The organism is Halorhabdus salina (assembly GCF_013839425.1).
GTDB lineage: Archaea > Halobacteriota > Halobacteria > Halobacteriales > Haloarculaceae > Halorhabdus > Halorhabdus salina.
Genome location: NZ_JACDNP010000010.1, coordinates 1 through 23,932 on the forward strand (window position 1 = coordinate 1; position 23,932 = coordinate 23,932).

Here is a 23,932-nt window from a genome sequence, read left to right on the forward strand (position 1 = left end):
TATTTTGTTTCTTGGGGTCAATTCGATCTTCCTGTTGGTTACTTTCATCGTCGCACTTGCAGCATTTATCCCTCGATATATACCTTCAGTTCCATATGATAGTCCTCAAAATATAGTATTTTTACTATATTTTGTCGTCGTGGCCCTTCTAATATTATAGCTGTTATAAGCTACAATAGCCTATTGTAGTCCTGAAATTAGTCAGTGCCAATAACGACTCGGTTAGTCAATCACTGAGTCTCCAGACCCATCCCTTCGGAACGAAAAACGCGTCATATTTACTTACACTCTTGTGTAGGGGGGTTGTTGGTCGTGGTGAGGCGGATCTATTCGAGACGGTTGACCGCCCGGCTTAGCTTGTCACAACCGAGGTCTGACTCCACAATACTCGAACGACGCATGGCACGAAATCATAGTCTTGCCTCGATACTACATCTGTAGATCGTATGCAACTTTTTCAGGTTAGTTGTCGTAGAGCGTTACGATTCTAAGTAAGAACCGTTAACTAAGCAACCCCAGTGTATCCGACAACAACTGATGGAACTCCCGAGCGACCAACTCGCGGTGCTCGAAGCCGCGAGCGCAGACGAGAGGCGTACCGTCGATGAATTGAGCGAGGTGACCGGCCTGGCCACCGCGGCCGTCACGCGGGCCGCCTTCGAACTCGAGGACGCGGGGCTCCTCACCGTCACCGAAACGACCGAAGAATCCGTCTCGCTGACCGATGAAGGCCGATCCTATCTCGATGAGGGCCTGCCCGAACACCGCCTCTATCGCGCCGCCGTCGAGGCAGGCGCCGACGAGGGGGGCGTCTCGATGGGACAGGTGATCGGTGCCGCGGACCTGGACGGCGAGGCCGTCGACATCGCGCTGTCGAACTTCGCCCGGAAGGGCTACGGCGAGATCGATTCGGGCGAGATCAGCGCCGAACCCGGCGTCGATCTCGACGCTGATCCGGAAGCGACCGCTCTGGAGACGATCGACGCGGGCGAATCAGTCGAGGATGCAAACGTCCTTGATCAACTGGAGCGGCGCGACCTGATCGAGCGCGACGAGCGGACCGTCCGGTCGGTCGAACTCACCGACGCGGGCGTGACGGAACTCATGGCCGGCATCGAGGAGGCCGAGGAAGTGGATCGCCTGACGCCCGACCTCCTTACCAGCGGCGAGTGGGAGGACGTCACCTTCGCCGAGTACAACGTCGAGGCCGACGCCGAAGCGATCGACGGCGGGAAGGTCCACCCCTTGCGCTCGATGGCCGAGCGCGTCAAGGAGGTCCTCGTCGGCATGGGCTTCGAGGAGATGGAAGGCCCACACGCCGACGCGGAGTTCTGGATCAACGACGCGCTGTTCATGCCCCAGGACCACCCCGCCCGCACCCACTGGGACCAGTTCGCGCTGGACGTGCCGCCGATGGACGACCTTCCGGGGGGCGTCCGGCAGGACGTCGAACGCGCCCACCGGGAGGGCGTCGGTCCGGACGGCGAGGGGTATCACTCGCCGTGGGGCGAGGAGATGGCCCGCCAGGTCGACCTCCGCGGCCACACCACATCGCTGTCGGCCCGTCACCTCGCCGGCGTCGCGAAAGGCGACCTCGAACCGCCACAGCGCTTTTTCTCCGTCGAGAAGGCCTACCGAAACGACGAGATCGACGCGACTCACCTCCTGGAGTTCTTCCAGATCGAGGGCTGGGTGATGGCCGAGGATCTCTCTGTCCGGGACCTGATGGGCACGTTCACGGAGTTCTACGAACAGTTCGGGATCACGGACCTGGAGTTCAAGCCGACCTACAACCCCTACACGGAGCCGAGTTTCGAGCTTTTCGGCGAACACCCGGTCACGGGTGAGGTCGTCGAGATCGGCAACTCCGGCATTTTCCGTCCGGAGATGCTCGATCCCCTCGGCGTCGACTGTGACGTGATGGCCTGGGGACTCGCCTTAGAGCGACTGATGATGCTCGTCACCGGCGCCGAGGACATCCGTGACGTCCACGGCACGCTGGTGGATCTTGACTATCTCCGTACTGAGGAGGTGCGTTACTGATGCCCACTGTTGACATCGCTCCCGACGAACTGCGGGAACTGACCGGCCACGGCGAGAAAAGCGACGACGACCTCCGGGACGATTTGTTCGAACTCGGTCTGGAGTACGAGGGCGAAACCGACGAGGGCGAGTTGCGCTTCGAGTTCGAGCCCGACCGACTGGATCGCCTTTCCGTCGAAGGGGTCGCCCGGTCGTTGCGCTACCAGTATGGCGACGATCGGGGCGTCTACGTCCCCTCGACGAACGACCCCGACTGGACGATCCGTATTGAGGATGTTCCCGACGAACGCCCGTACGTCACGGGCGCGGTCGTCCGTGGCCTGGATCTCGACGAGGCGTCGCTGGATTCCCTGATCCAACTCCAGGAGAAACTCCACGCGACGATGGGTCGCAAGCGCGCCAAAGGCGCGATCGGGGTGCACGACCTGACAATGCTGAAGGGCGGCGAGGCTGCTGACGATGGCAGCGGCAAGTCAGTTCGCTACACCGGCATCGAACGCGACGGTGATACTTTCGTGCCGCTGGAGGGCGACGCCGAAATGACGCCCGGTGAGGTCCTTGCAGGCCACCACATCGGCGAGGAATACGCCGATCTCGTCGCCGAGTACGATCGCGTCCCGGCGATCTACGATTCGATCGGCCTGTTCTCGTTCCCGCCCGTGGTCAACGGCCGCCGGACGGAGGTCTCGACCGAGTCACGGGACCTCTTCATCGAGATGACCGGTACCGATCAGTGGACGATCGATCACATGCTCAACGTCGTCTGTTACGCCTTAGACGCCCGCGGCGGGACGATCGAAGAGGTCCGCGTCGAGTACGAGAATCCGCCTGCGGAGTACGGTGCTGAACTGGTCCGGCCGGACTTCACGACGAAGACCAAAACCGTCGCTCACGACCGGATCGAGCGCACGCTCGGGATCGAACTCGCGGACGATGACGTGATCGACCTGCTCGAACGGTCCGGACTGGACGGTGAATCGACCGGAGCAGACGGCGAATCGGCCTACAACGTGACGATTCCACCGTATCGCGTCGACGTGCTCCACCCGGTCGACGTCATCGACGACGTCGGGCGCGCCTACGGGTTCAACGAACTTGAGCCCCGCTACCCTGAAGTCGGGACGATCGGCGGTCGTCACGAGCGCGCCCGATTAGCGGAGGCCGTCCGGACGGCTCTGGTTGGACTCGGGTTCCAGGACTTGTTGAACTTCCATTTGACGAGCGAAGACGAACTTCGGGAACGAATGCGTCTCGACACTGATGGGGACGTGCTGGGGGCCAGCGAACCCGTCAGCGTCACGAACCCCTACAGCGAGGACTACACCGTCGTTAGGACGTGGCTGCTCCCTTCGATCATGCAGGTCCTTGAGAACAACACCCACCGTCGCTATCCCCAGGACCTCGCTGAGGTCGGGTTCGTTGCCCAGCGCGACGACGCGGAAACCACTGGTGTTGCCGAAGCTCACCACGTCGCGGGCGCGCTCGCGCGCCATGACGTGTCCTACGAAGACGCAAAGGCCCGGCTTCAGGTGCTCGTCGATGATTTCGACGCCGAGCTTGCGACACCACCGACTGAGCACCCGTCGTTCATCGACGGCCGGGTCGCGACCGTCGAGATCGACGGCGATGCAGTCGGCGTGATCGGCGAACTCCACCCGGCGGTCCTTGTCGAGCACGATCTGGAACTCCCAGTGGTTGCCTTCGAGTTCGATCTGGAACGGCTGGAGTAGCGGTATTTTTCGCCCACGTTTTGCGCGAGGAGCGTAGCTTCGAGCGGAAAAGGTGGTTGGGCACGATCTGGAACTCCCGGTGGTGGCCTTCGAGTTCGATCTGGGACCGTTACAGTAACGGCTTTTCACCACCGACTGACGTGGATATCCGTTTCTCGTCGAACACTGGTCTGTGATGTCCATATGAGTACCATTTCCACATTTAGATGGATATATGGAGTATTCATGTCGGGATAAACTCGGTTATCTACGGATTTGTAATGGTTATGGGTCACTTTGGTCAGTATTACCGCTTCGCGTCGGTATATGTGTCTCCCTCACATACATTGATTCAGGAGTCACATTCGATGTCTTCGACCGACAACACCAGTCCGGAAGCGACGTTCGAGCTTCCCGCCGTTCCGGCGGCGGAAGCGGATCCGTCCTCACGGCTCGATCGAGCGTTCGACGACCGCGAGGACCCCTCTACACTCACCGTCTTTCCCGCCGACGCCGAGTGGCCGGAGATCGGCACGACCTGGATCAGCGTCGACGTTGATCACGCCGTTACCGTAACGGACTATCGATAACTTCTATTTCCCGTCGTTGCCCGCTGGCAAAATCAGAGATCGGCACCGACTGCGTCTTCGACGTTTTCGAACCCATCGCGTTCGAGTAGCGTCAACAATCCGCGATTGATATCACGCGCGATGGTCGGCCCGCGATAGACAAAGCCAGTATAGACTTGGACCATGCTCGCGCCGGCCCTGATTTTCCGATACGCATCAGCGGCAGTGAACACGCCACCGACGCCGATCACTGGCACGTCGGTCCGCTCGGCGACGAACCTGACCAGTTGGGTTGCTTGCCCTTCGAGTGGCTTCCCTGATAGCCCGCCCTCCTCGACCCGATCCGGGCTGGATAACGTGGGTCGATCCGTCGTCGTATTCGTCGCGACGACGCCATCGAGGTCGTACTCCGCGACGAGTTCGAGTGCGTCTTCGATCGCCGCCTCCGAGAGGTCGGGCGACAGTTTGACCAGGAGCGGACTCGCGCCGGCATCGGTCAACGTCTCGAAGATGTCTGCCATCGGTTCCTGGTTCTGTAGCTCCCGGAACCCCGGTGAGTTCGGACAGGAGACGTTGACGACGAAGAAATCACCGCCAGCGGCAACCTGTTCGTAGGTATATCGGTAGTCCTCGGCGGCATCCTCCACTGGGACGCCTTCGGACTTGCCGAGATTCACGCCCACGGGATAGTCGACGTCAGTTTCGGCCAGGCGCGGGCCGACAACGTCCGAACCGGGATTGTTCAGTCCCATCCGATTGACGATCGCTTTGTCCTCAACGAGTCTGAACACGCGTGGGCGCGAGTTGCCCTGCTGTGGCTCGGCCGTGACGCCACCGACTTCCACGTGTCCGAACCCCATCGAGCGCAATGCGCCGGGAATCTCGCCCGTCTTGTCGAAGCCGGCTGCCACACCGACCGGGTTCGGAAACTCACACCCGAATGCTGAGACGGCGAGGCGCTCGTCCTCGACGAGGAACGCACGTTCGAGCACTGTCGTGATTGGTGTCCCGTTGACGATGTCTAACCCACCGTGCACGAGTGAGTGGGCAGTTTCGGGTGACAGCTTGAACAACAGCGGCTTTGCGATATCGTACAAACTCATTCGTCGTGGTCGACCCCGTGTGTTCTCCGGGTGTCGTCCCATCGATAGTGCATTAGAATTCGTGTTCGACGTCGTCTGGGTTTGCTTGCTGAATAATGATCTTGTTGTCCCGAACCCGAACGAAGACCTCGTCGCCGATCTCCATGCCGGCGACGGCTAGCTCGTCTTCGTGGAGGTTGATGTGGACGTTGTGATACTCGCCGTCCTCGTCTTTTGCGCCACTCGGGCTAAGCTTCTTCTTTCGCACCATCGCGGTATCTCACCCTGAGCATCGCCGGACCACACACTTAAGCTTACCGTGCCAGGATCCGGGCGTGACAGGATACAGGTACGCTACGCTCTGTTTACGCGCGCGGCAATATTTTCGTTCATCTTGCCCCGATTTGCCCCGAATATCGCAAGCCTTCGGACTTCCCCTTAAATATTTTGTGCCTAGCCCCCCTTCGATCGGGGGGTATTTTTATAATGGGCCATGTGCTGAGTTGGCATGGAGCGTCGAAACCATGGCACGTGATACGGATAAACGAAACTTCGCGCTACGCGAAGACGACGGTACTGAGTCAAGCGTCTTCTCGGGGGGCACCCCTCGGCAGGCAGCTCTGAAAGCGGCACGCCGGCTCGATCCGGCACCGAGTGAAAACGAAGCTAACCCGGAGCCACTTCGGCTCCGCGAGAAGGGCACAAAGAAAGTCCACGTCTATGAAGGCTGGGCCTGGGAGGAATCCGCACCTGACGACAAACCTGACTGGATGCCTGGTGATATTACCAAAGGCAACGTCTCTAAGCAGGGCGTCGAGCACCTCAACGAGATCTGATCTGGGCAGCTCCTTCTCTAGATTCCTTCCGTAATTCTCACGAGGAAGTCGATAGCCTCTCGGTCGCGCACGTACTAGCCTCCGGTGCGCGGCATCCACTCGGCAGTGACCGACGTGCAACAGGCGCGGCATGAACTGTCGGCCTCCAGCCGCGCAGCATTGTTCCGTGACGTAGTGGCTCCTTTCCGCAACGTAGTGTTCGTAACACGCCCATGTCAAGGGAAGCCATCCCGACCTGCTTGTAATCGCATGACGTGGCGGGTCTTCTTCGACGGGCTTAAGTATTAACCTCCCATCTGAAGAAATACGCAGCGACGAAGGGCAATTGGCGCCCCTCCGATCGCGTCGTGCCACTCGCGTGGTGCGATTCAATCCGATGCCCTTAAGTGTAACAGGGCACTTCGGATTGAATACGAACGCGGCTCGGACGGGGCCCGATTTGCCCTGGTCGCGACGGACCATCCGAACTTCGGTTCGGGGCCGGTTCGAAGGGTTTATGGCCCTTCCTGGTCTACGATGTGGTCCGGAAGACATGAGGATTCCACCCCTGCGGTCCGCCGTATAGATGGGATCTGATGTTAGCCCTGGTAGTTCGGTGACACCCGACTGGGTGTCAGCGAACGTGCTACGATAGCGATCACACCCTTTTGGGTGTGTTCCCGCCTAACCCTCCCCATTCTGGGGAGACATTCCGGTTGATCCTGCCGGAGGCCATTGCTATCGGAGTCCGATTTAGCCATGCTAGTCGCACGGGTTTGGACCCGTGGCGGATAGCTCAGTAACACGTGGCCAAACTACCCTGTGGACGGGAATAACCTCGGGAAACTGAGGCTAATACCCGATACAGCTCGCATGCTGGAGTGCGGCGAGCTGGAAACGTTCCGGCGCCACAGGATGTGGCTGCGGCCGATTAGGTAGACGGTGGGGTAACGGCCCACCGTGCCAATAATCGGTACGGGTCATGAGAGTGAGAGCCCGGAGACGGTATCTGAGACAAGATACCGGGCCCTACGGGGCGCAGCAGGCGCGAAACCTTTACACTGCACGACAGTGCGATAGGGGGACTCCGAGTGCGAGGGCATATAGTCCTCGCTTTTCTGTACCCTAAGGTGGTACAAGAATAAGGGCTGGGCAAGACCGGTGCCAGCCGCCGCGGTAATACCGGCAGCCCGAGTGATGGCCGCTGTTATTGGGCCTAAAGCGTCCGTAGCCGGCCAGACAAGTCTGTTGGGAAATCGACGCGCTCAACGCGTCGGCGTCCGGCGGAAACTGTCTGGCTTGGGGCCGGAAGACTCGAGGGGTACGTCCGGGGTAGGAGTGAAATCCTGTAATCCTGGACGGACCACCGGTGGCGAAAGCGCCTCGAGAAGACGGACCCGACGGTGAGGGACGAAAGCCAGGGTCTCGAACCGGATTAGATACCCGGGTAGTCCTGGCTGTAAACGATGCTCGCTAGGTGTGCCGCAGGCTACGGGCCTGCGCTGTGCCGTAGGGAAGCCGCGAAGCGAGCCGCCTGGGAAGTACGTCTGCAAGGATGAAACTTAAAGGAATTGGCGGGGGAGCACTACAACCGGAGGAGCCTGCGGTTTAATTGGACTCAACGCCGGACATCTCACCGGCACCGACAGCAGTGATGACGGTCAAGTTGATGACTTTACCCGACGCTGCTGAGAGGAGGTGCATGGCCGCCGTCAGCTCGTACCGTGAGGCGTCCTGTTAAGTCAGGCAACGAGCGAGACCCGCACTCCTAGTTGCCAGCAGCATCTTGCGATGGCTGGGTACACTAGGAGGACTGCCGCTGCCAAAGCGGAGGAAGGAACGGGCAACGGTAGGTCAGTATGCCCCGAATGTGCCGGGCGACACGCGGGCTACAATGGCCGGGACAGTGGGATGCCAGTCCGAGAGGACGCGCTAATCCCCTAAACCCGGTCGTAGTTCGGATTGAGGGCTGAAACTCGCCCTCATGAAGCTGGATTCGGTAGTAATCGCGTGTCAGAAGCGCGCGGTGAATCCGTCCCTGCTCCTTGCACACACCGCCCGTCAAATCACCCGAGTGGGGTCCGGATGAGGCCGTCATGCGACGGTCAAATCTGGGCTCCGCAAGGGGGATTAAGTCGTAACAAGGTAGCCGTAGGGGAATCTGCGGCTGGATCACCTCCTACTGACCGGGATCGGGGCGTTGCCCCGACCCACCTGCACGTTTGCTGACAGCCAGTTGGGCACCTATGGACTACCAGGGCTAACATTGTACGGCGGAAGGGCCCATAGCTCAGCGGTAGAGTGCCTCCTTTGCAAGGAGGATGCCCTGGGTTCAAATCCCAGTGGGTCCATGGCTCGTATCTGATCGAATCCGTGCCCCTTAAGTGTGGGACGGCGCTTTGATTGGGTACGGACGACCGATGCACCATCCCGCGTCAACGCGTGGATGGGAAGGGTTGATGCACGCACCGCCACCGACGGGCGTGTGAATGATACCGTGTGTACGTGCGATCCAGGCGTCCACTGGACGCGTTGCGTCGAGTTCACACTCGACGTGGCTGCTATGTCAGCTGGTGGATGGCTCGGCTCGGGCGCCGACGAAGGGCGTGCCAAGCTGCGATAAGCTCAGGGGAGCCGCACGGAGGTGTAGAACCTGAGATTCCCGAATGGGAACTCCTCACCGCAATTGCCTTGCGCAATGGGGAACGCCGAGAACTGAAACATCTCAGTATCGGCAGGAAGAGAAAACGAATGTGATGTCGTCAGTAACCGCGAGTGAACGCGACACAGTCCAAACCGAAGGCCTTACGGCCAATGTGGTGTGTGGACTGGCACTCATCGTCGGAACGTCCTCTTGAAGTCTCCTGGAATGGAGCGCGATACAGGGTGACAGCCCCGTAACGAGGTCAAGTACGACGTGCGCCAGTTCCCGAGTAGCGGGGGTTGGAAATCCCTCGTGAATTTGGCAGGCATCTACTGTCAAGACTAAATACGTCCCGAGACCGATAGTGAACAAGTAGCGTGAGCGAACGCTGAAAAGTACCCTCAGAAGGGAGGCGAAATAGGGCCTGAAATCAGTTGACGATGGAGCGACTGGGCACAAAAGGTCTCTCGATAAACGACCTATCCGCGAGGATACAGTAGGACTCGAGAGAAGCCGGTGTTCAGTCGTACGTTTTGAAAAACGAACCAGGGAGTGTGCTTGTATGGCGAGCCTAACCCGATTATCGGGGAAGGCATAGGGAAACCGACATGGCCGCAGTGCTTTGCACGAGGGCCGCCGTCTTCAAGGGCGGGGAGTCATACGGGCACGACCCGAATCCGGACGATCTACGCATGGACAAGGTGAAGCGTGGCGAAAGCTACGTGGAAGCCTGTTAGAGTTGGTGTCCTACAATACCCTCTCGTGATCTATGTGTAGGGGTGAAAGGCCCATCGAGTCCGGCAACAGCTGGTTCCAACCGAAACATGTCGAAGCATGACCTTCGCTGAGGTAGTCCGTGGGGTAGAGCGACTGATTGCCGTGTCCGCCTCCGAGAGGAGTCGGCGCGGCTGTCAAACTCCGAACCTACGGACGCCATTGACGCGAGGAGTCCGGTATGCGGGGTAAGCCTGTGTACCGTGAGGGAGACAACCCAGAGCTGGGTTAAGGTCCCCAAGTGTGGACTAAGTGCGATCGAAGGTGGTCTCAAGCCCTAGACAGCCGGGAGGTGAGCTTAGAAGCAGCTACCCTCCAAGAAAAGCGTAACAGCTTACCGGCCGAGGTTTGAGGCGCCCAAAATGATCGGGGCTCAAGTCCACCACCGATACCTAGCCACACCTGTTACAGGGTGGTTGTGTAGGTTGGCGTTCTGCGCGGGTGGAAGCACGGGTGAGAACTCGTGTGGACCGCGTAGAAACGAAAATCCTGGTCTTAGTAGCAGCGAAAGTCGGGTTAGAATCCTGACGGCCTGAAGAGCAAGGGTTCCTCGGCACTGTTCGTCAGCCGAGGGTTAGTCGATCCTAAGATCCGTCGCAACTCGAGCGGATCAAAAGGGAAACTGGTTAATATTCCAGTACCACCGTACGTTCAATGTCGACGCCTCGGGGTAGACCATGCCGGGCATTCGCCCGGTCGAATCGTCAAAGCTCGTGGAAGCCGTAATGGCACGAAGCGGGCGAACGGCGAGATAGAGCAATTTGGTTCAACCTGGGGCCCATGAAAAGATAGTACGGTGCTCGTACCCAGCACCGACACAGGTGCTCTGGCGGAGAAAGCCAAGGCCTGTCGGGATCAATCGACGTTAGGGAATTCGGCAATTTAGCCCCGTAAGTTCGCGATAAGGGGTACCTGCTCGGGAAACGAGCAGGTCGCAGTGACTTGGAGGCTCGGACTGTCTAGTAACAACATAGGTGACCGCAAATCCGCAAGGACTCGTACGGTCACTGAATCCTGCCCAGTGCGGGTATCTGAACACCTAGTACAATAGGACGAAGGACCCGTCAACGGCGGGGGTAACTATGACCCTCTTAAGGTAGCGTAGTACCTTGCCGCTTCAGTAGCGGCTTGCATGAATGGATTAACCAGAGCCTCGCTGTCCCAACGTTGAGCCCGGTGAACAGTACATTCCAGTGCGGAGTCTGGAGACCCCCAAGGGGAAGCGAAGACCCTATGGAGCTTTACTGCAGGCTGTCGCTGAGACATGGTCGCTAATGTGCAGCATAGGTAGGAGACGTTACACAGGTACGTGCGCCAGCACGCCACCGAGTCAGCATTGAAATACTACCCGTTAGTGACTGTGACTCTCACTCCGGGAGGAGGACACCGATAGCCGGGCAGTTTGACTGGGGCGGTACGCGCTCGAAAGAATATCGAGCGCGCCCTAAGGCCATCTCATCCGGGTCAGAGATCCGGAGAAGAGCGCAAGAGCAAAAGATGGCTTGACAGTGTTCTTCCCAACGAGGAACGCTGACGTGAAAGCGTGGTCTAGCGAACTCATTTGCCCGCTTGATGCGGGCAATGAATGACAGAAAAGCTACCCTAGGGATAACAGAGTCGTCACTCGCAAGAGCACATATCGACCGAGTGGCTTGCTACCTCGATGTCGGTTCCCTCCATCCTGCCCGTGCAGAAGCGGGCAAGGGTGAGGTTGTTCGCCTATTAAAGGAGGTCGTGAGCTGGGTTTAGACCGTCGTGAGACAGGTCGGCTGCTATCTATTGGGGGTGCTTGGTACCTGACAGGAACGTCCGTATAGTACGAGAGGAACTACGGATGGTGGCCACTGGTGTACCGGTTGTTCGAGAGAGCATTGCCGGGCAGCCACGCCACACGGGGTAACGGCTGAACGCATCTAAGCCGGAAACCCACCTGAAAAAGAGGTACCGCTGAGGTCACTCGTAGAAGACGAGTTCGATAGACTCGGGGTGTACGCACCGAGGTAACGAGGTGTTTAGCCCGCGAGAACTAACTGACCGAAGCCACCATTCATACCGCATGTGAACGCGACGCATCGCGTCCAGGCGCAAACTGGATCGCACGTACATTGGCTGTGCATCAACCGATCGCTGGCCTTGCGCGGTTCGATTCCGCGGATCGGCGTTAAGGCGGCCATAGCGGCGGGGTTTACACCCGTACCCATTCCGAACACGGAAGTTAAGCCCGCCTGCGTTCCGGTGAGTACTGGAGTACGAGAGTCTCTGGGAAACTCGGTTCGCCGCCTCCATTCATACTACATTCAACCCATCCAAGAGAGACATCTGTCTCCTCTGGGTGGGTTTTTCGTCGTTATGGAAGTGCCACTACGCCGTGAGTGGCAACACCGTCGAAAATTAGAGCATAAAACGCTGGAGCGTTGGTGACAAGCCGGGAGGAAATCGATTAGGCACTCGGCCGTGATGATTCTGCGTTGCCGATCGCGACGAAGAGGCCACCAGCAATGGTTAACAGCAGTGTACTCAGGCCGCCGGGAATATCTCCGTTGAGAAGGAGCCAGCCGGCAAGCCCCAGGCTAGTGACGATCAGGACTGCGCCGAGCGTGATCAGATGCCAGGTACTGTGCTCATTGGGGAACGATCGGTCGAGTGTCGACATGTGTGTCTAAGCACAGAGTGAGGACGCCCAAGAACGTTTTTACATCCTGATAAATTCACGTGGATAGTATTCAATTGTGGGGAATTCGATCGGCTACTGTCGTTCTTGTGAGTGGCGACATTTTTCAATCATTCGTCACTCACTGAACTATAGGCAGTCGCCACTCGAAAAACATAAATCGACAGACTGGCGAGTGACTACTGTGCCAAGGTGGCAGAGTTCGGCCTAACGCAGCGGCCTGCAGAGCCGCCCATCGCCGGTTCAAATCCGGCCCTTGGCTTTCACACGATACCCAACAACGACCATGTCTTGTTTCTGTGCATTCTCGCGCGTCTATTTCATCATGTAGAGAGCTGTACCCTGCACAGGACAGCCTCGATTCTCACGGTCGTTCACACGTTCGAATTTTTCCGGCACAATCCACCCCCGACCGTGGCGTCACCGGCTTCCTCAAGCAGGCTGGGGCCGGTGAGGGGGCCTCAGTGATGGTCGTCGAGGGCGATGACGTATTATATCTTGCCGACCGTGAGAAGGAAGTTCAGCTTCTCGAATTGGCTGATGGTGAGATAGTCACGGTCAATGGCGAGGACATCCTCGCCTTCGAGTCCTGCGTCAAGTACGACAGTTTGACGATGGACAGTCTCGCGGGGACCTTCGCTGGTGGATTTACGAACGTCCACCTCGAAGGTCCTAGGCTCGTCGCACTCACCACGTACGGTGAGTCACTCGTCTTCGAGCGATTGCGACATAATTCGTTCTGTCGTGTGTCTCCCTTTTGCAACGGCCTTGCCGAAGGTAAGCTGGACGATCCATCAGACTGTCCGCTTCAGCCTGAGAAACACTGATTCCGGGCTTATGCGGTCCGGCGCCCACGGATCGAGTATGGCACATTCTGACCCACTCGAACAGACGCCCTCGAACGCCGAGTCGATGGTCGTCTTCGATCGACTCGTCGACTGGGGGATTGCCGCCCTCCTGGGTGTCATCGGCTTGCTCAGCATCGTCGGTGGCTTCCTGCTGCAAGATTTCGTGGACCGGTCACTGATCGCCGACGTGATCCACGATCCGGAGTTCCAGTCCGACGTTCTCACCGAGGCGGAAGCGATCGACGCGATCGGCTCGACGCTGGAATGGATGTCGTTCGGCCTGATGACGATCGGCGGCGTGCTCGTGTTGATCGCGGTCGCCGTCGTCGTCGCCCACGGTCGAGCCCGAGCAAGCAACCAGCGGACGCCGGGCTGGATTCTCGGCGTGACTGGGGCGATCGTCGGAACCGTGTTCTCGTTCGTCCCGCTGTCGCCGGCCATCGGCGGCGGCATCGCCGGGTATCTCGATTCCCGACGGGACACCAGCGGGATCGGCGTCGGCGCGCTGGCAGGCCTGTTCGCGGCGGTGCCGGCGTTCGTTCTGGCGGCTTTCACGACGGTCGGGCTGTACGTCGGTCTCCCCGACGATTCCGTGGTCATCGCTGTCCTCCCGGGCGTATTCTTCGTTGTGTACTTCATCTACACGGTCGGCGCGAGCCTGGTCGGCGGCTACGTCGGCAAGTGGATCGCCGACGACTGAATGCGAGCCCACTGTCGGTACCCGGACGATCAGTTCGATTCGTCACAGGAACACCTCGCGACCACATCTGCGGCGATCGATCGGAGCGTATCGGTCGAAAAGTTCCCCTGCACGACGTAGTCCAGACCGCTGCAGGACCACGCGAAAATTGTGTCTTCACCTGCCATGGTCATCGTCGCATTCACTCCCTTGAGGGAGACCGATTCACCGTCGAGGGCCACGTCCGTCGGACCGTCCCGCGTTACGACACTCACCTCGTGCGTCGAATTTGCGTACTGTAACGAGACAACTGTTCGGTTTCCGTTTCGGGAGATCCGTGCCTCATCGAACTCGAACTTCCCGGGCAACGTGGGATTCGGAATGTCGAAGGTGACGTTGGCATCGGCCGCGGCGACTGTCTCGAACGTCGTCGTTCTGGACATCGATGGCGTCTGGACTGTCACGTCCGGCGGCGGATCGAACCGGAACCGTTCCGGGTCGGGATCGACGTTGAACGAGACGGTTCGGTAGACTTGGACGGATCGAGTCACGTCGCCGTTGATGTTGATCACGGTCTCGGTGCGGAGCGGATAGAAGTACTCCGCGTCGAACCAGTAGGTCGCGTTCTCGATGTACTGGCCGAGTCCATCGGTCGCGTTCCCCCCGACCGGATCCAGTTCGACGCCGTGGGTGCGTCGATCGGCGACCGTCCGCGTCCCGAGATACGTGACGTTGAAGCGGATCTGGCCGACGAGGTCGGCGGTCGTCAGTCCTGTCCCGCCGCTGCTGCCACCTAGCGGTCCGACTGGAAGCAGTGAATCGGAGACGAGCGAACCGTCGTTCGTTCTCGAGACGTTACCGAACACGCGCCTGACGAACTCCTGGTTGCCTGTCTCCGAGATGTTTAGATTTCCGATCTCGATGCGGGTGACCGAGTCAGCACTCACATCGTATATCCAGGCGACGCTCCCGTTGTTGACGGTAATATCTCTCGACTGATTCGACGGCGGGAGCACACGCTGGCGGACCATTCCGTCGACCGGTCGGCTGAGATAGTTCACCGTCGTGTTCGATGTTCTGTCGCCGTCGTCAAGCCGATATTCGAAGACACCCTCGACTGTCTTGAGTGTGTCGTAGCCACGTTCGGCCTCGGCACCGGACGGCACATCTGGTCCGCTGAGCTGGACGTCGCTACAGCCTGCGAGGGCGGCGAGGAGGGCCAGTGCGATCAGGGCGACAGCGTTTCGCATGCTGTGGACTGTGTCCAACGCGGACAAAGGCGTTTCGTCCAGGAACGGATCGCCTGCTCTTCAACGGGCCATGTTTCTGACTCTGCAGTCCACGACAGTACTAAATGCAGTGGCCTGAGTAACGTCGTATGTGCGACAGCCTGGGCGAACGACATCTCGAACGATCGAGGGTGTTTGCACGTCTTGGCCTCAACAGCGCGATGGATCCAGCCCCGATCGAAAGCCGTACTAAGTACGGATGACTGACGAACAGGACCCGTCCATTCCGATCGACGCCTATCCCGATCCAGTCGTCACTTACGAGTGGGTGGACGACGAGATCGTCGTCACGGCGAGCAACGGGACCTTTGACGCGACGTTCGGCAGTGTCGAGGCTGGAACGCCGCTTGCAGACCTGGTGACCGTCTCCAGTGAAGACGATAAAACTCTCGAGCAAGCAGTCTCCGATGCCGAGACGACGTTCATCGCCCGCGTCGGGATCGAACACCGAGAGGTTCGAACCTGTTGTACTGTCGAATCGGGCTGGTCTGGATTTCTCGTGATTCGCGAGGGCGCTGGTGATACAGCTGAAAGCGCCGTCAGTGTGGGTGACGTAGCCAGCGTGATTAGTCACGACCTCCGCAATCCCATCGACGTCGCCAAGGCACACTTACGGGCCGCACGCGAGACGGGCGACGCCGAGCACTTCGAGGCAGTCGCGAACGCCCACGACCGGATGGAGGAGATTATCGAAGACGTGCTCACGCTCGCTCGCGGGTCCCAGGCCCTCGATCCGTCGCCGTCGGTGTCGGTAGGCGGAGCCGTCGAGGACGCCTGGGGGTCCGTCGAGACTGACGACGCCACGCTGGAGATGACCGATGGGCTCCCGGAGACGGCGGCCGATCCCGAACGTCTCCGACGGCTCTTCGAGAACCTGTTCCGGAACAGTATCGAACACGCCGTCCCGGACGGTTCTTTGGGGCAGGAGCGATCGCCGGGAATCGGGGCGAGCGGCCGAGCCGTGACGGTACGCGTAGGTTCGCTCGACGACGGCTTTTACGTTGCCGACGACGGCCAGGGTATTCCGGCTAACGAGCGCGATGCTGTCCTCGAGCCCGGATACACTGTCGAGGACGGCGGTACCGGCCTGGGGCTGGCCATTGTCGATCGGATCGTCGACGCCCACGGTTGGGACCTTACGCTCACGAACGAGCGAGACGGCGGTGCTCGCTTCGAGATTAGCTTTTGAGAGTTTGGGGGGTTCCCTAAACGGCTTTGCCCTCGGTGGTTACACACAATCTCGACCGCGCGCTCTAATCGCTAGTGATGTGAGACAGCCCATCCCTGAGTGAGAGGGTGCGTATCCATACTAGTGAAAACGCGTCCAGTCGGCCACAACAGAATCATCATCTGCCTATCTTGTGACGGGATATTCATGAGTATCAATGCGTGGCTGGAAGAACCATCGTTTCGTGGCCAAGCACTGATTGGTGGAGTCGTGGTTGCTATTTCGGTTACGGGCGTTCAGTGAGTGATCAACCGAATTCATCGTGGAGAACGCCTCGGAGGTCGTAGAGATTCGCAAGCACTGCGCAGACGACCATCAGTAGACCGGCGCTGAAGAACGCGACGAGACCCACAGTACTCTCGAAGAGTCGATCAGGCATACTGAACCCAAGCGCAATCACCCCCATACAGATGACGGCGACACCAACAACAATCGCCGCGCCATATCCTCGGAGAGAGGGTTGATTCACCATGCGTTGTCATTTCCATGTACGAGTGATAACTGTGCGGTAGAGTCGCCTACCCAACTACCCGCTGTTACAATGGGGAAGTGTTGATCTAATAGGATTTCAACAAAGCCGGCGCGGTCAAAAGCGCCCCATCCTCAGCCGAGTGATCGCCCCGTTCTCATCGGCTTGGTACTCACCCATCCAGCAGTCGTCGTTCGTGCATTTGAACGTCGCCTGGCTCGTGCACCTTCCGTTCGCGGAGGAACCGTGGCTCCGTGAGCAATTCGGTGAGGAAGACGAGCAGTATTGCGACCGGGTTTCGAGAGTTATCGGTCCCCGCCCCGTTCGGGCGTCCTCGTCCGGACAAAATTAGCCGTCATCCTCCGGCCCACGTCACTACTCCCTCCCTTCTCTTGGAAACGCGCCGAAACACCCAAGAGTCGAATGCCGGTACGTAGGACCACATGGACGAATCGCTCCGGCGAGCACCCGTCGGCGTCCTCGAAACGACACCCGACGGGACCGTAACCGACACCAACGCAGCCGTGCGGTCGCTGTTCGATCTCGACGGCGAACCGGCGGGTCAGCCGATCGACGAGGTGTTTCCTCGATCGGTGGACACGACGCTGCGGGAGTCCTTCGAAGGCGCGACTCGGGTGACGGACTTTGAGGCCTACTACCCTGAATTGGAGCGGTGGTTTTCGGTTTCCGTTCGGCACGTCGGGGAAAGTGTCGTCGTCTACGTTCGCGAGGTGACGAGTCGCCGCCGTCAAAAGCAGCGGATCGAACGCTTGCAGGCCGAACGCGAGCGCGGGGCCGTCATCGACGCGGCGTTCTCGGAGGTCCTGGGATCGCTCGTCGAGGCGACGTCCCGGACCGAGATAGCGGCCACAATCTGTCGAAAACTCGTCGATCCCGATCGTTACGCGTTCGCGTGGGCCGGCGAACGGACAGTGGGTGGCGACGGGATCTCGGTTCTCGCGTCGGCGGGCGAGACGGGCGAGACCTTCACGGCCGTCAAAGAAGCACTGGACGGCTCGATCGAGATACTGGAAGAACAGGCGATCGAGACCGCCGAGGTGCAGCTGGCACAGCCGATCGCCCAGGACTCGCGAGTTCCCGAGGACGTTCGCGTCGCGGCCTTCGCCGACGGCATCCAGTCGATCCTCGTTGTCCCGCTTGCCTACGGAACCACCGTCTACGGCGTGATCGCTCTCTACGCGGATCGGACGGACGCGTTTCCCGAGCGGGAACGCTCCCGGTTCGAAACGCTCGGCGAGGTCGCGGGGTTCGCCGTCTCGGCCGCTCGCAACCGGAACCTGTTGCTGTCGGATACGGTGACCGAGGTCACCTTCGGTGTCGAGGGGGAGTCTGCGCTCGTCACGCTGGCGGAGGAACTACAAGGCGACGTACGGCTCGATGGACTGGTCGCAAGCGGTGATGACGCGTTGCTGTGTTACGTCACCGTCACGGACGAGACGTCCGAGGCAGAATCGACAATTCCGGGCGGGGCCGAGTCCATCGACGGAATCGCCAATGTCCGATCTGTCGGGACCGCGTCGCCCGGTGAGCGCCTGGAAGTCGAAGTCGACGGCTCAGATCCCCTGGTACGGGTCTCGACGCTCGGCGGATCGGTCCGCGAGGCGACCTACGGGAGCGAAACGGCCGAGATCGTCGTGGAATTCCCGCCCGAGGGGGACGTCCGGCGGATGGTCGAGGCTGTCCGGCGAGACTACGACGTCACGGTCCGTGCCAAACACGAGCGCGAGCGGTCGGCGACGACCGCCCGCGAGTTCCGCGACGCGCTCGATGAGCGGCTGACCGATCGACAGCGAACGGTGCTCCGAACGGCCTATCTGGCGGGCTACTTCCAGTCGCCGCGGGACAGCACCGCCGAGGAGGTCGCCGACTCGCTGGGCATCACCGGATCAACGTTGCTGTATCACCTGCGTGCGAGCCAGCGGACCCTGCTCGACGTGTTTTTCGAGGACGAACTCGGCGTATCGTGATGGCGCAGTAGCGCAACGTGATTACCGGGGGGATTCGATGTTCACAGCTCTTCGCGGCCGATAGCATCGAACTCCGTGAGGAGCGTGTCGTCCTCAAGGAGTCGTCGGGCGCGCGCTTGGAGTCGCTCGGCCCGTTCGGCGAGGGTGGCGTACTCGTCGTGGTTGTCTCGTTCATCGGGTCGGGTTTCGGCGGCGACGACCGCTCGCTTAGATTCGACACTGAAGTACTCGCCGAGCGTCTCGTAGGCGAGGATCTGCCGTTGCTGATCGACGACGGCCCGGAGATCCTCGCGCTCGACGGGTTTACAGAGATAATCGTCGAAGGGCAACTCCAGCACGTCGAACCCTGGATCGACGGCGGTCACCATGACGACGCGGCCGTCGAAGTTCTCCTCGGTGAGCCGTTCGAGGACCTCGTCGCCCGACATGTCGGGCATGTGTCGGTCCAGGAGGACGACGTCCGCCGTCTGCTCGCCGATCATCGAGAGTGCCTCGGGGCCGCCATAGGCCGTCTCGACCCCGCAGAACCCCTCGAGTCGGAGCGCGTACGCGTCGGCCACCTCGCGCTCGTCGTCCACGACCAGCGCTTCCAGCTCGGCGGGGCCTTCGCCGTCGGGCATGGTTCGGGTGTTCGTAGATCGTTCCGCGTCGAACGGGTAAAACGCATCGTCTTCGCGGTGAGTATCTGCATAGCTAGACTCCTTTCGCGGTCTGATCCCGATAGCTAGAGCCAGGTTCCAGGGTACCGCCGTCCGTTTCCATAGATATGTCCGCCCAACCAGTGGTCCCCGTTCGACATGACAGTCCGGAACCCGAAGTCTCGACTGACCGCCTTCTCGAACTGCTCGGCGACGAGTACACCCGACGGGTGTTCGAGGCAATCACCGATCAGTCCCGGAGTGCACGTTCCATTGCCGAGATCACCGACGTTTCCCGACCGACCGTCTATCGACGCCTCAACGACCTCCGGGACGCCGGCCTGGTCAGGACGGAGATGGAGATCCGCGACGACGGCCACCACCGCGAGCAGTATCGGGCCGTCGACGGATCGCTCTCGGTATCGATCGACGATGGCGGTCTGGACGCGACCGTGCATGTCGCTGACTGAGTGCCGCCCGGGGTCGGCGGCCAGTCGATCCTGTTCACCCAACGTTTTGCCGCTCCGAACTGTGGGTCCACTGGAGTGACAGAACCACCGTAATGCCCGACGAACCGTTCTCGAACCGGAAGAGAGACGGCAGCAACCGATGGTCGTAGCTACCTCGCCGATCGCGCTGGCAGCCAGCGTGATCGCGATTCTGACGAGTGCGGCGTTCGTCGTGACGATCCACCGTTATAGGGACGATCCGACAACCGTCCCGTTGATCGGCGTCGCGATCACGCTGCTTGCCGGGAGTCTGCTTCATCTGTTCGTTGTGGATCTCCAGCCAGTACGGACACTCCTCGGGATCGAAGGGGCACCGACGTTCACGTCTGGCGGCCTCTGGGTGTTGTTCGCGATCGACATTCCGGCGGTCGTCGGTGGGCTCTGGTTCCTGTTCGCCCTCCAGTACACCGGACGTGATCGGGAAACGTCGTCGATCGTCTTTCCGGCCATCGCGGTGTTACTCCTGGCTCTGGTCGCACTCAATGTCGGTGTAACCGTGGCCAGCTCGGCGCTCAGTCCGCTCCTCGGGAGCTTCAATGCGCTGCTGGGAATCACGATCGTCCTCACGGAGGCGGTCGCGACGATCGGCATCTTTCTCGTCCTCACGACGACGCTCGGCCGGAAAGCGTTCCCCATTGGACAGATCGTCTCGCTCACGGGGGCTATCGGATCGATCCTCTTGCTCCCCTTTCTTGCGACGACCATCGACGCGCCGATCGTCACGCCGCTCGCCGTCGCGACGGCGGCGACCCTGCTCACCGTAACGACGCGCCGGTATCGGCTCTTCGAGACGCTGCCGGTCGCATCAGTCGTCGGGCGGGATCGCGTCATCGAGGAGATGGGCGAAGGCGTGCTCGTGATCGGTTCCGACGGGACAGTCCAGGACCACAACTCGGCAGCTCGAACGCTGTTTGGTCTGGACGACGCCAGAGTTCGTGGCCGTCCACTCGACGAGATCGTTCCCGAACTCCCCGAGACGACGATCCGCGACGCAGCCGATTCAGTGGACGTCGAGACGACCGACGGTCGCGTCGTCACGGCGAATGGCGATCCCCTGACCAACGATCGAGGCCACGACGTCGGATACATGATCGTCTGTCAGGACGTTACCGAACGCCGCCGCCGGGAACGCCGCCTCGGTGTCCTCACGCAGGTCGTCGCTGGCGCGACGAGCGAACGGCTCGGGACGGTTGCGGATCTCGCGACGGCCGTCCTCGACGACGAGGAGGGCCCGGGCGAGGCCGGCGACCGGATTCGACGCACGGCGACCGACGTCGCACGGCTGGTCGAGCGCGTCAGGGACGTCGAACAGGCGGTCGCCGAACGGACCGGGGCGACAGCGCCCATCGCCGTCGACGACGTGATCGCCGCCGTCCGGGGACGGAACGACGACATAACGATACGCTCCCCGGACTCGGCAGGCGCAGCCACCGTCTATCCGGAGTTGCTGGAAGCGACCGTCGAGACGCTCGCGCTCGGGGCAGGGGAGAGCCCTCCCGATATTACGGTAGCGATCGCTGACGACGAGGATACCGTCATCACGATCTCGCCCTTTGGGCGCGAGGACGCGATCGCCGATCTCGTCGTATCGGTCGCGGAACTGGCCGCCGATGAGGCGGGCTGGCGGGTCGACAGACGTGGGGATGACCCAGCCTGCCTGACACTGCGACTGTCCTCGGCCACCCGGCGAGACCGCCGCCCCGACGGTGGTGACTCCCAGTGATGGGTGCCACGGCACTGCTGGCGATCGATGTCGGTTCCGCGCTGTCGTTGCTCGTGCTCACTGGGTTCGCGATCCGGCATCGCGAGCAACCGGGGGCCGTCTCCGTCGGAGCGCTGTGGCTCGTCCTCGGTGTGGTCGCCGGGATCCTCGCCGGTACACGGACCGGCATCATCGCGGGACCGATCGCCATCTACGGACTGATGATCGGCTGGATGCTAGCCGTGCCGCTCTGGAGTGGGTTCGTCTTTGCCTACACCGGTCGTGGGCCGAGTGTAACCCGCCGGACGACAGCCATCGCCGTCGTGTACGTCGTCCTCCTCGGGGTGACGACGCTGTCCGGGGGATTCTTCGAGCCGCCGCTCGTCCAGATCGTTCGTATTCTGGCATCGGTCCTCCAGACTGGTCTGATCGGCACGGGGTTGTTCGGCGTTTTCGTGGTGATCCGCTCGGCCGTTTCGGCGAACGACCTGCTCCGGAGACACGCCGCCACGCTCGCGGTGAGTGGTGCGGCCGTCTCGCTGCTCCTGTTCGTCCTCGGGTCGTTAGAGGGATTTGACCCTGCCGTTCTCCCCTGGGAGATGACGGCACTTCTCGGCGTGACCACTCTCGGATTCACGATCGCTGTGTTCCCCTTCGGAGTGTTCGATGTGACTCCTGGGACAGGTCCGCTCGCGCGCTCGTCGGTACTGGAATCGATGGCTGAAGGGGTCGTCGTGGTCGATCGAAACGAACGGCTCGTCGACGCAAACGACGCCGCCGAGCGTGACCTCGGGATCGATGTCGCGCGGGACGCCGGCCAGCCGATCACGACCGTTCTCGGCAGTGATCTCGACGTCCCGAATGCGGAGCCGACGACGCTATCGACGCCACAGGGTCGTCGCCACTTCGAAGTGAGCCAGTCCGTGCTAACGAACCGACGTGGTGATCGGATCGGATCGTCGTATCTATTTCAGGACGTCACTGATCGGGAGACGCGCAAGCAGCGTCTCGAAGTCCTGGATCGCGTCCTTCGACACAATCTCCGAAACGATCTGGATGCGATACGTGGGTTCGCCGAAGCGCTGGATGCGGACGAACAATCGGCGGACGAACTCGCGGAACGCATTCGCTCGACGGCCACGGAACTCGTCGATCTCGGTGAGACGACCGAACGGGCCGAACGGATCGTCACCCGGGAGACCCTGACGATAGCGGACATCGATCTGGACGCGTTGCTCGAGTCGATCGCTGAGGACCTGAGGGGACGGTACCGATGTCGCATCGATCGCTCGATTCCGGACGACAGCCAGGTCCGCACCGATCGCGCTGTGCTCCGGACGGCGCTACTGGAGGTCATCGAGAACGCCGTCGAACACAGTGACAATGAGATCCCGTCAGTAGCGGTGGGTGTGAGTTCAACTGATGACGGCGTCGCGATCGCTGTCAAGGACGATGGACCAGGTATCCCGGACCGTGAACGCGTCGTCTTGCTCGACGGCGAGGAACAGCCACTCCGACACGGCACTGGTGTGGGTCTGTGGTTCGTCTCGTGGGCCGTCACCCGTCTCGGTGGCGACCTCTCGATCGAATCCGACGACGACGGGAGTGCAGTCGTGCTCGAGATACCTGATCGGGGTGGATATCCAGTTGAGTCGTGATGTTCGTTCAACGGCACAGTCAGGCGTCTCAGCGCCGAGAACGAAACCGATGCAACTCGTCGAACGACGGGGCGACAGTCATGTTGACACGGTCGGTTCCCTCCTCGAAAACCACCCCGAGTTTTTGTTGAGACGGGTCTTCGATCCGTACTGATCGTTCGATCCGGGTGTCCTCGCGGCGATTACTATCGTCTCGCTCGATCACGATCCGGTAGCGCCCGCTGTCTCGCCAGACGTCGCCGTAGACGACCATCGCTTCGCCGTTTGTCATCTCGGCAGACCGGGCGTCGAGATCGAACGATCGTTCGAGTATCCGCGTTCCGGTCGGGGCATCGACAGTAAGAGTCCCGTCGATCGGGGCGGCCCGGTTGTTGAACACGACGAGTTCCTTCAGTACGGAATCGCCGACGGCAGTGATCGTGTCCAGACATCCCGTCAGTCCGGCGAGGCCAGCCGTCCCACAGCCGGCAAGGAAAGTACGACGAGACAGGCGCACAGTCCCATCGCCAGTTCGGTCAGACGGGTCCTTCTGCATGTCATCGTACACGACCACAACCGACATAACCAGTTACGCAGTGTTTCTCATCGTGAAGCGGACGGAACCCGTATCGTTCGAG

At 60.6% G+C, this 23,932-nt stretch carries 19 protein-coding genes, 2 tRNA genes and 3 rRNA genes; 16 read left to right on the forward strand and 8 right to left on the reverse strand.

Annotated elements, in window-relative coordinates; all coding sequences use genetic code 11:
* Positions 1-537 precede the first annotated feature (537 nt).
* The 3 genes from pheS (at position 538) to HZR20_RS11860 (ending at position 4,342) form a co-directional block, all read left to right on the forward strand.
* On the forward strand, positions 538-2,043 hold the full coding sequence (pheS, locus tag HZR20_RS11850; protein WP_181686958.1) for a phenylalanine--tRNA ligase subunit alpha: 1,506 nt from the start codon (positions 538-540) through the stop codon (positions 2,041-2,043).
* On the forward strand, positions 2,043-3,773 hold the full coding sequence (gene pheT / locus HZR20_RS11855) for a phenylalanine--tRNA ligase subunit beta (protein WP_181686959.1): 1,731 nt from the start codon (positions 2,043-2,045) through the stop codon (positions 3,771-3,773). Before pheS ends, pheT begins: the two co-directional genes overlap by 1 nt.
* Positions 3,774-4,120: 347 nt before the next feature.
* Positions 4,121-4,342: a hypothetical protein gene (locus tag HZR20_RS11860; RefSeq protein WP_181686960.1), complete on the forward strand. Its 222-nt coding sequence runs from the start codon at positions 4,121-4,123 to the stop codon at positions 4,340-4,342.
* Between the two features lie 32 nt (positions 4,343-4,374).
* On the opposite strand, the gene HZR20_RS11865 is transcribed toward HZR20_RS11860, so the two are convergent.
* Together HZR20_RS11865 and HZR20_RS11870 are read right to left on the reverse strand one after the other, a co-directional pair.
* On the reverse strand, positions 4,375-5,424 hold the full coding sequence (locus HZR20_RS11865) for a quinone-dependent dihydroorotate dehydrogenase (RefSeq protein WP_181686961.1): 1,050 nt from the start codon (positions 5,422-5,424) through the stop codon (positions 4,375-4,377).
* A gap of 52 nt (positions 5,425-5,476) precedes the next feature.
* Complete coding sequence (locus HZR20_RS11870; protein ID WP_154552935.1) at positions 5,477-5,674, reverse strand: hypothetical protein; 198 nt, start codon at positions 5,672-5,674, stop codon at positions 5,477-5,479.
* A gap of 253 nt (positions 5,675-5,927) precedes the next feature.
* Between HZR20_RS11870 and HZR20_RS11875 the strand changes: the two genes are divergently transcribed.
* From HZR20_RS11875 to rrf, 5 genes are all read left to right on the forward strand, one after another.
* Positions 5,928-6,239, forward strand: coding sequence for a non-histone chromosomal MC1 family protein (locus HZR20_RS11875; protein WP_181686962.1), 312 nt, complete (start codon positions 5,928-5,930; stop codon positions 6,237-6,239).
* A gap of 688 nt (positions 6,240-6,927) precedes the next feature.
* Positions 6,928-8,399: ribosomal RNA gene (locus HZR20_RS11880) — 16S ribosomal RNA — on the forward strand.
* 98 nt (positions 8,400-8,497) lie between these two features.
* Positions 8,498-8,569: transfer RNA gene (locus HZR20_RS11885), tRNA-Ala, on the forward strand.
* A 198-nt stretch (positions 8,570-8,767) separates the two neighbouring features.
* A 23S ribosomal RNA gene (locus HZR20_RS11890) occupies positions 8,768-11,685 on the forward strand.
* A gap of 113 nt (positions 11,686-11,798) precedes the next feature.
* Positions 11,799-11,921, forward strand: a 5S ribosomal RNA gene (gene rrf / locus HZR20_RS11895).
* Together the 16S, 23S and 5S rRNA genes with 1 tRNA gene alongside form the textbook arrangement of a ribosomal RNA operon.
* 155 nt (positions 11,922-12,076) lie before the next feature.
* On the opposite strand, the gene HZR20_RS11900 is transcribed toward rrf, so the two are convergent.
* Positions 12,077-12,289 carry a hypothetical protein gene (locus tag HZR20_RS11900; protein ID WP_181686963.1) on the reverse strand — a complete coding sequence of 71 codons (213 nt, stop codon included), beginning with the start codon at positions 12,287-12,289 and terminating at the stop codon, positions 12,077-12,079.
* A gap of 204 nt (positions 12,290-12,493) precedes the next feature.
* Here HZR20_RS11900 and HZR20_RS11905 point away from each other — a divergent pair.
* The 3 genes from HZR20_RS11905 (at position 12,494) to HZR20_RS11915 (ending at position 13,855) form a co-directional block, all read left to right on the forward strand.
* Positions 12,494-12,569 (forward strand) — tRNA-Cys (locus tag HZR20_RS11905).
* A gap of 37 nt (positions 12,570-12,606) precedes the next feature.
* Positions 12,607-13,134, forward strand: coding sequence for an AIM24 family protein (locus HZR20_RS11910; protein ID WP_181686964.1), 528 nt, complete (start codon positions 12,607-12,609; stop codon positions 13,132-13,134).
* Positions 13,135-13,171: 37 nt separating this feature from the next.
* Entirely contained in the window at positions 13,172-13,855 is a 684-nt protein-coding gene (locus HZR20_RS11915) for a DUF5518 domain-containing protein (protein ID WP_181686965.1), read from the forward strand.
* 29 nt (positions 13,856-13,884) lie between these two features.
* Here HZR20_RS11915 and HZR20_RS11920 read toward each other — a convergent pair whose 3' ends face one another.
* On the reverse strand, positions 13,885-15,084 hold the full coding sequence (locus tag HZR20_RS11920; protein WP_181686966.1) for a LolA family protein: 1,200 nt from the start codon (positions 15,082-15,084) through the stop codon (positions 13,885-13,887).
* Between the two features lie 238 nt (positions 15,085-15,322).
* Between HZR20_RS11920 and HZR20_RS11925 the strand changes: the two genes are divergently transcribed.
* Positions 15,323-16,312, forward strand: coding sequence for a sensor histidine kinase (locus tag HZR20_RS11925; protein WP_181686967.1), 990 nt, complete (start codon positions 15,323-15,325; stop codon positions 16,310-16,312).
* 286 nt (positions 16,313-16,598) lie between these two features.
* Here the strand turns inward: HZR20_RS11925 and HZR20_RS14625 are convergent, their stop codons facing one another.
* A complete protein-coding gene (locus HZR20_RS14625; RefSeq protein ID WP_258560439.1) occupies positions 16,599-16,730 on the reverse strand; it encodes a hypothetical protein in 132 nt (43 codons plus the stop codon).
* A gap of 262 nt (positions 16,731-16,992) precedes the next feature.
* Positions 16,993-17,166, reverse strand: coding sequence for a hypothetical protein (locus tag HZR20_RS11935; protein ID WP_181686968.1), 174 nt, complete (start codon positions 17,164-17,166; stop codon positions 16,993-16,995).
* Between the two features lie 97 nt (positions 17,167-17,263).
* Here HZR20_RS11935 and HZR20_RS11940 point away from each other — a divergent pair, with 97 nt between their 5' ends.
* Positions 17,264-18,808 (forward strand): bacterio-opsin activator domain-containing protein, encoded by a 1,545-nt coding sequence (locus tag HZR20_RS11940; RefSeq protein WP_181686969.1) that lies wholly within the window; start codon positions 17,264-17,266, stop codon positions 18,806-18,808.
* Between the two features lie 41 nt (positions 18,809-18,849).
* Here HZR20_RS11940 and HZR20_RS11945 read toward each other — a convergent pair whose 3' ends face one another.
* Entirely contained in the window at positions 18,850-19,428 is a 579-nt protein-coding gene (locus tag HZR20_RS11945; protein WP_181686970.1) for a response regulator transcription factor, read from the reverse strand.
* A 146-nt stretch (positions 19,429-19,574) separates the two neighbouring features.
* Between HZR20_RS11945 and HZR20_RS11950 the strand changes: the two genes are divergently transcribed.
* The 3 genes from HZR20_RS11950 to HZR20_RS11960 all read left to right on the forward strand — a co-directional run bounded on the left by HZR20_RS11950 (position 19,575) and on the right by HZR20_RS11960 (position 23,315).
* Positions 19,575-19,916 carry a winged helix-turn-helix domain-containing protein gene (locus HZR20_RS11950; RefSeq protein WP_181686971.1) on the forward strand — a complete coding sequence of 114 codons (342 nt, stop codon included), beginning with the start codon at positions 19,575-19,577 and terminating at the stop codon, positions 19,914-19,916.
* Positions 19,917-20,055: 139 nt separating this feature from the next.
* Entirely contained in the window at positions 20,056-21,678 is a 1,623-nt protein-coding gene (locus HZR20_RS11955) for a PAS domain-containing protein (protein WP_181686972.1), read from the forward strand.
* Positions 21,678-23,315 carry an ATP-binding protein gene (locus HZR20_RS11960; RefSeq protein WP_181686973.1) on the forward strand — a complete coding sequence of 546 codons (1,638 nt, stop codon included), beginning with the start codon at positions 21,678-21,680 and terminating at the stop codon, positions 23,313-23,315. Before HZR20_RS11955 ends, HZR20_RS11960 begins: the two co-directional genes overlap by 1 nt.
* Before the next feature lie 28 nt (positions 23,316-23,343).
* On the opposite strand, the gene HZR20_RS11965 is transcribed toward HZR20_RS11960, so the two are convergent.
* Complete coding sequence (locus tag HZR20_RS11965) at positions 23,344-23,850, reverse strand: twin-arginine translocation signal domain-containing protein (protein ID WP_181686974.1); 507 nt, start codon at positions 23,848-23,850, stop codon at positions 23,344-23,346.
* Between the last annotated feature and the right edge of the window lie 82 nt (positions 23,851-23,932).